The 5252-nt window shown below is 56.7% G+C and carries 4 protein-coding genes and 1 pseudogene; 2 read left to right on the forward strand and 3 right to left on the reverse strand.

Translation table 11 applies throughout. The annotated features are described in order from the left end of the window. Window positions 1–255: 255 nt before the first annotated feature. Window positions 256–1245, reverse strand: coding sequence for an L-glyceraldehyde 3-phosphate reductase (mgrA, locus tag RTK32_RS18570; protein ID WP_312046576.1), 990 nt, complete (start codon window positions 1243–1245; stop codon window positions 256–258). A gap of 201 nt (window positions 1246–1446) precedes the next feature. Here mgrA and RTK32_RS18575 point away from each other — a divergent pair, with 201 nt between their 5' ends. Both RTK32_RS18575 and glk read left to right on the forward strand, forming a co-directional pair. After that, complete coding sequence (locus RTK32_RS18575) at window positions 1447–3093, forward strand: thiamine pyrophosphate-binding protein (protein WP_312046578.1); 1647 nt, start codon at window positions 1447–1449, stop codon at window positions 3091–3093. Between the two features lie 181 nt (window positions 3094–3274). Then, complete coding sequence (glk, locus tag RTK32_RS18580; RefSeq protein ID WP_312046580.1) at window positions 3275–4240, forward strand: glucokinase; 966 nt, start codon at window positions 3275–3277, stop codon at window positions 4238–4240. 71 nt (window positions 4241–4311) lie between these two features. On the opposite strand, the gene RTK32_RS18585 is transcribed toward glk, so the two are convergent. Both RTK32_RS18585 and RTK32_RS18590 read right to left on the reverse strand, forming a co-directional pair. Next, window positions 4312–5040 carry a LytTR family DNA-binding domain-containing protein gene (locus tag RTK32_RS18585; protein WP_312046582.1) on the reverse strand — a complete coding sequence of 243 codons (729 nt, stop codon included), beginning with the start codon at window positions 5038–5040 and terminating at the stop codon, window positions 4312–4314. Then, window positions 5037–5252, reverse strand: a pseudogene (locus RTK32_RS18590) (sensor histidine kinase); the annotation flags it as partial. The gene RTK32_RS18585 and the pseudogene RTK32_RS18590, both read right to left, overlap by 4 nt.

Below are 5252 nucleotides of genomic sequence, written 5' to 3' on the forward strand. Positions count from 1 at the left end.
AGCGAAACGCCCGGTGCTAACATAATCCGGGCGCTGTCAGCCTGTGCTGTGTGTAAGGCTGAACCTGCCAGCAAAGTGGCAATAAGCAATAAATACTTCATTTTTTCTCCTTATCAGCGGCACAACGGCTCCGCCCTGATGCCAGTATTATAAAGAGAGCGCCAGGTTTTCGCCTGGCTAATTCTTAAAAGTGTTGGGAAAGTGTTAAAGGGAGTGTCGTCAGGCAGGCCGCCGCAGGACGCGGCGGCCATGAGGTCAGGCAAGGATGGCGTCGATGCGATCCAGCTCGCTTTGGCTGAATTCACGCCGGGCCAGCATGGCTACGGCATCGTCTATCTGACTGGTTTTGCTGGCCCCAATCAATACTGACGTGACGCGGCCGCCACGCAGTACCCAGGCCAGTGCCATTTGCGACAGCTTCTGGCCGCGCTGCTGGGCCAGCTCGTTCAGCTGACGCACTTTTTCCATCTTCTCTGGCGTCAGCTGTTCGCTGCTCAGGAAACGACTGCCGCTGGCCGCGCGTGAATCTTCCGGGATGCCCTGCAGATAGCGATCGGTCAGCATACCGCCCGCCAGTGGCGAGAAGGCGATGCAGCCGACGCCCTGCTGCTGAAGCACATCCAGCAGGCCCTTTTCCGGGGCGCGTTCAAACATAGAGTATTTCGGCTGGTGGATCAGGCAGGGCGTACCCAGCTGCTTCAGGATGCCAATCGCTTCTGCTGCCTGTTGTGCCGGATAGTTGGACAGGGCGATATAAAGTGCTTTTCCCTGACGCACCAGATGGTCCAGCGCGGTCATTGTTTCTTCCAGCGGCGTTTCCGGATCGGGGCGGTGATGATAAAAGATATCAACATAGTCCAGACCCATGCGCTTCAGGCTTTGGTCGAGGCTGGCGATCAGGTATTTACGTGAACCCCAGTCGCCATATGGCCCCTCCCACATCGTATAACCTGCTTTCGAAGAGATGATCAGCTCGTCGCGCAGCGAAGCAAAATCCTGGCGCAGAATGCGACCGAAGTTTTCTTCTGCCGAGCCCGGCGGCGGCCCGTAGTTATTAGCCAGATCGAAATGGGTAATGCCTGAATCGAAAGCGTGGCGCAGCAGCGTGCGGCTGTTTTCCACCAGCGTGGCGTCGCCGAAGTTGTGCCACAGGCCGAGCGAGACGGCGGGTAGCTTCAAGCCGCTGCGGCCGCTGCGGTGATAACTCATTGTCTGGTAACGATCTTCTTTGGGCTGATAAACCATGAAAAGTTCCTGTGCTCAGAAAGGAAGGCGAAAAGAGCATAGCAGTGTATACGGTTACACCGAACCGGTTAGCGCAGCGGATCGCAACTTGCGGAAAAGTCTCAGGCGTCATCTTTCCTTGCCATCACGGGCCGCGACAGATTTCAACGGGTGCGCAGAGGATCGGCAATACTCATTACAACCTGATAAGAGGAGAAAACTATGCAAACCGTTGGAGACTATCTGTTGCTGCGTCTGCAGGAAATTGGTATCGGGCATCTGTTTGGTGTGCCGGGCGATTACAATTTGCAGTTCCTGGATCATGTTATCGCCAGCGAAAAAATCGCCTGGGCGGGTAGCAGCAACGAGCTGAATGCGGCTTATGCTGCCGACGGCTATGCGCGCTGTCGCGGCGCAGCGGCGCTGCTTACCACTTTTGGCGTGGGCGAGCTGAGCGCTTTAAACGGCGTGGCGGGCAGCTACGCCGAATATCTGCCGGTTATCCATATCGTCGGCGCCCCGGCCAGCGCGGCGCAGGAAGAGAAGCTGCTGCTGCACCATACGCTGGGCGACGGCGACTATTCGCATTTTCTACGCATTGCGCGTGAGGTCACCGTGGCGCAGGCCGTCCTGACCAGGGAAAATGCGGCGGCGGAAATTGACCGGGTGCTGCTTACCGCGTTGCGCGAACATCGCCCTGTTTACCTTTTTATGCCAACGGACGTGGCGGAAGCACAGATCCCGCCGCCAGTCGGGACACTGGTTTACCGTCAACCATCGCTGCAAAGCAGCCTGGATGCCTTTAGCGCCGCAGCGGAAACCCTGCTGGCAGAAGCCGAGAGCGTTTCGCTGCTGGCCGATTTTCTTGCCGACAGGGCAGGACTACGTGGTGCGCTACAGGCGCTGGTGACGGAAACGGCGCTGCCTTTCTCAACCTTATTGATGGGAAAAAGCGTGCTGCCGGAGCAGCAGCCGGGTTTTGTCGGCACCTATTCAGGTGCGGCCAGCACGGGGGAGACGCAGCGGCTTATTGAGCAGCGCGAGGTGGTCATTACCCTGGGCACGCTCTGGACAGACACGATTACCGCCGGCTTTACCCAACAAATCGATCCGCTGCGCAATATTGATATTGGCCTGTCTCGTTGTCGGGTAGGTGAGCAGACGTTCAACCAAATCGCCATGAAGGAGGCTGTCGCCGTACTGCACCAGCTGGCGACGCGCCATGGTAAACGCTGGCACGATACGCAGGCGCTCCCGCCGACGCTGCCCGAGCCTGCAGCTGGTGCGCTGAGCCAAAATGCGTTCTGGCGTATCATGCAGGATTTTTTGCGTCCCGGCGATATCGTGCTGGCCGACCAGGGGACGGCCGCCTTTGGTGCAGCGGCGCTGCGTTTGCCTGAGGACGTCACCTTTATTTGTCAGCCGCTGTGGGGCTCGATCGGCTTTACGCTGCCTGCCGCGTGGGGCGCGCAGGTGGCCTGTCAGAACCGGCGCGTCATTTTGCTTATCGGCGATGGGGCGGCGCAGCTGACCATTCAGGAACTCGGATCGATGCTGCGTGATGGTCTTAAGCCCATCCTCTTTATCCTTAATAATGACGGTTATACTGTTGAGCGGGCTATTCACGGTGAACATCAGCGCTACAATGATATTGCGCCGTGGAACTGGACGCAGCTGCCGCAGGCTCTCAGCACGCGGGGCGAGGCGCAAAGTTGGCGCGTTGAGGAAACCGCTCAATTGCAGGAAGTGGTAAAAGTGATTGAACAACCCTCGCGTCTCTCGCTGGTGGAGGTTATGCTGCCGCAGCTGGATGTCCCGCCCGTATTGCAGGCGGTGTCGGCGGCGTTGCACAAGCGAAATGCGTCCTGAAAAGTCTGATAACGGACTCAGACGCTAGATTCAGATTGATGCCCGTGGGAAACTGCGGCCAGTGCAGGTAAGGTAGTCGGTCGCAGCGCGATTTTACGTTCAGCCGTCAGGGCTGAACGTTGTTGTTTGAGTGGGGGAAATTTATAGTGTGTACATATGACGTAAGCGGAGCAAAACAATAATGACTAAATATGCTTTGGTAGGTGATGTAGGCGGCACCAATGCGCGCCTGGCACTGTGCGAAGTCGAGAACGGTGCCATCTCACAAGCCAAAACGTTCTCCACAGCAGACTATGATAGCCTTGAGGCAGTCATCCGTTTTTATCTTGCCGAGCAGCAGCAGGATGTCACGGATGGCTGCATCGCCATTGCCTGTCCGATCACCGATGACTGGGTGGACATGACCAACCACGACTGGGCTTTCTCCACCAGCAAGATGAAAGCGAACCTGGGCTTCGAGCATCTTGAGATCATCAACGACTTTACCGCGGTGTCGATGGCGATCCCTATGCTGACCGAGCAGGACGTGATGCAGTTCGGCGGGACAACGCCGGTGAAAGACAAGCCCGTCGCCGTTTATGGTGCCGGAACCGGTCTGGGCGTGGCGCATCTGGTGCACGTGGATAAACGCTGGGTGAGCCTGCCGGGCGAGGGGGGTCACGTAGATTTCGCGGCTAACAGCGAAGAAGAAGATCTGATCCTGGAAGTGCTGCGCGCCGAGCTGGGCCATGTCTCTGCCGAACGCGTGCTTTCCGGGGCCGGTCTGGTCAACCTTTATCGTGCGATTGTTAAAGCTGATAACCGTGAGCCGGAGAACCTGAAGCCGAAAGATGTTTCTCAGCGCGCGCTGGACGACAGCTGCATCGACTGCCGTCGTGCCCTGGCGATGTTTTGCGTGATCATGGGGCGTTTTGGTGGAAACCTGGCGTTAACCATGGGCACGTTCGGCGGCGTCTACATCGCTGGCGGCATCGTGCCTCGCTTCCTGGAATTCTTCAAGGCTTCCGGTTTCCGCGCCGCTTTTGAAGATAAAGGGCGTTTTAAAGATTACGTGCAGAATATTCCTGTTTATCTGATTACGCATGACAAGCCTGGCCTGCTGGGCGCGGGTGCGCATCTTCGTCAGACGTTAGGCACCATCCTGTAAGCTGCCCTGTCGTCGCCGTAGCGCGGTGTGACTAAGCAGCACCCTTAAAAAGGCCGGTTTTCCGGCCTTTTTTACAGCCGCATCAGCTGGCGAAACTCCCGTACTTTACTGCGGCTGACCGGCACCTGAAACTCCAGGTCGCGCAGCTTCAGGATATAAGTGTTGTTAAACCAGGGTTCGATTTCGCGGATCTTGCTCAGATTTACGCAGTAGGATCGATGGCAGCGGAAAAAAGCCTCGTCGGGCAAGCGGCTGCAAAATTCAGTGATATTCATCGACATCACATACTCTTCCCGCCGCGTATAAACAAACGTCATTTTCTCGTGGGCTTCGGCGTAATAAATATCGTCGATGTCCGTCACGATAATGCGCTCGTCCCTCGTCAGGTTAATGGTGTGCGTCTGGCTACGCGGGCTGTCTGCACCGCCGGTAGCGGCCTGCTGCAGCGTATTTTCCAGCTTGCGCAGCATCGTGATAATACGCATCTCATGATAGGGCTTGAGAATATAATCAAACGCCTCCAGCTCGAAGGCTTCTACCGCGTGCTCTTTATAAGCGGTGATAAAGACAATGTGCGGACGATGCGCAAATTTACTGATGTTTTGTGCCAGCAGCATGCCATCCAGCGAGGGAATATTGATATCCAGGAAAATCACGTCCGGCTGGTGAGTTTGCAAATATTTCAGCACGTCCAGACCGTCGTCGAACGTGGCCTCGATTTGCAGCTGGCTGTGCTGGCGGATCAGCCAGCTCAGTTCCTGCTGCGCCAGAAATTCATCTTCCACAATAATGGCTTTCACAGCGTTTTCCCGGTTAACAGGCCCTGGGCCGTCAGTGAGACACGTTCGGGCAGCGTCGCCCCTTTTTTATTAATATAAAAGGCGATTTCGGTGCCCGGCTGACGGCGGTGAATATGCAGTCCTTCGCCGTAAAGCAGCCTGACGCGATGGTGCACGTTAAGCAGGCCTATCTTGTTGCCGGGCATCTCGTTACGTTCGACGCGCCGGATCAC

This window comes from Erwinia sp. (assembly GCF_031978025.1).
Taxonomy (GTDB): Bacteria; Pseudomonadota; Gammaproteobacteria; order Enterobacterales; family Enterobacteriaceae; genus Erwinia.

Coding starts and splice junctions, on each gene's coding strand:
- mgrA (WP_312046576.1), bottom strand. CDS start 1,245: ATGGTTTATCAGCCCAAAGAAGATCGTTACCAGACAATGAGTTATCAC.
- RTK32_RS18575 (WP_312046578.1), top strand. CDS start 1,447: ATGCAAACCGTTGGAGACTATCTGTTGCTGCGTCTGCAGGAAATTGGT.
- glk (WP_312046580.1), top strand. CDS start 3,275: ATGACTAAATATGCTTTGGTAGGTGATGTAGGCGGCACCAATGCGCGC.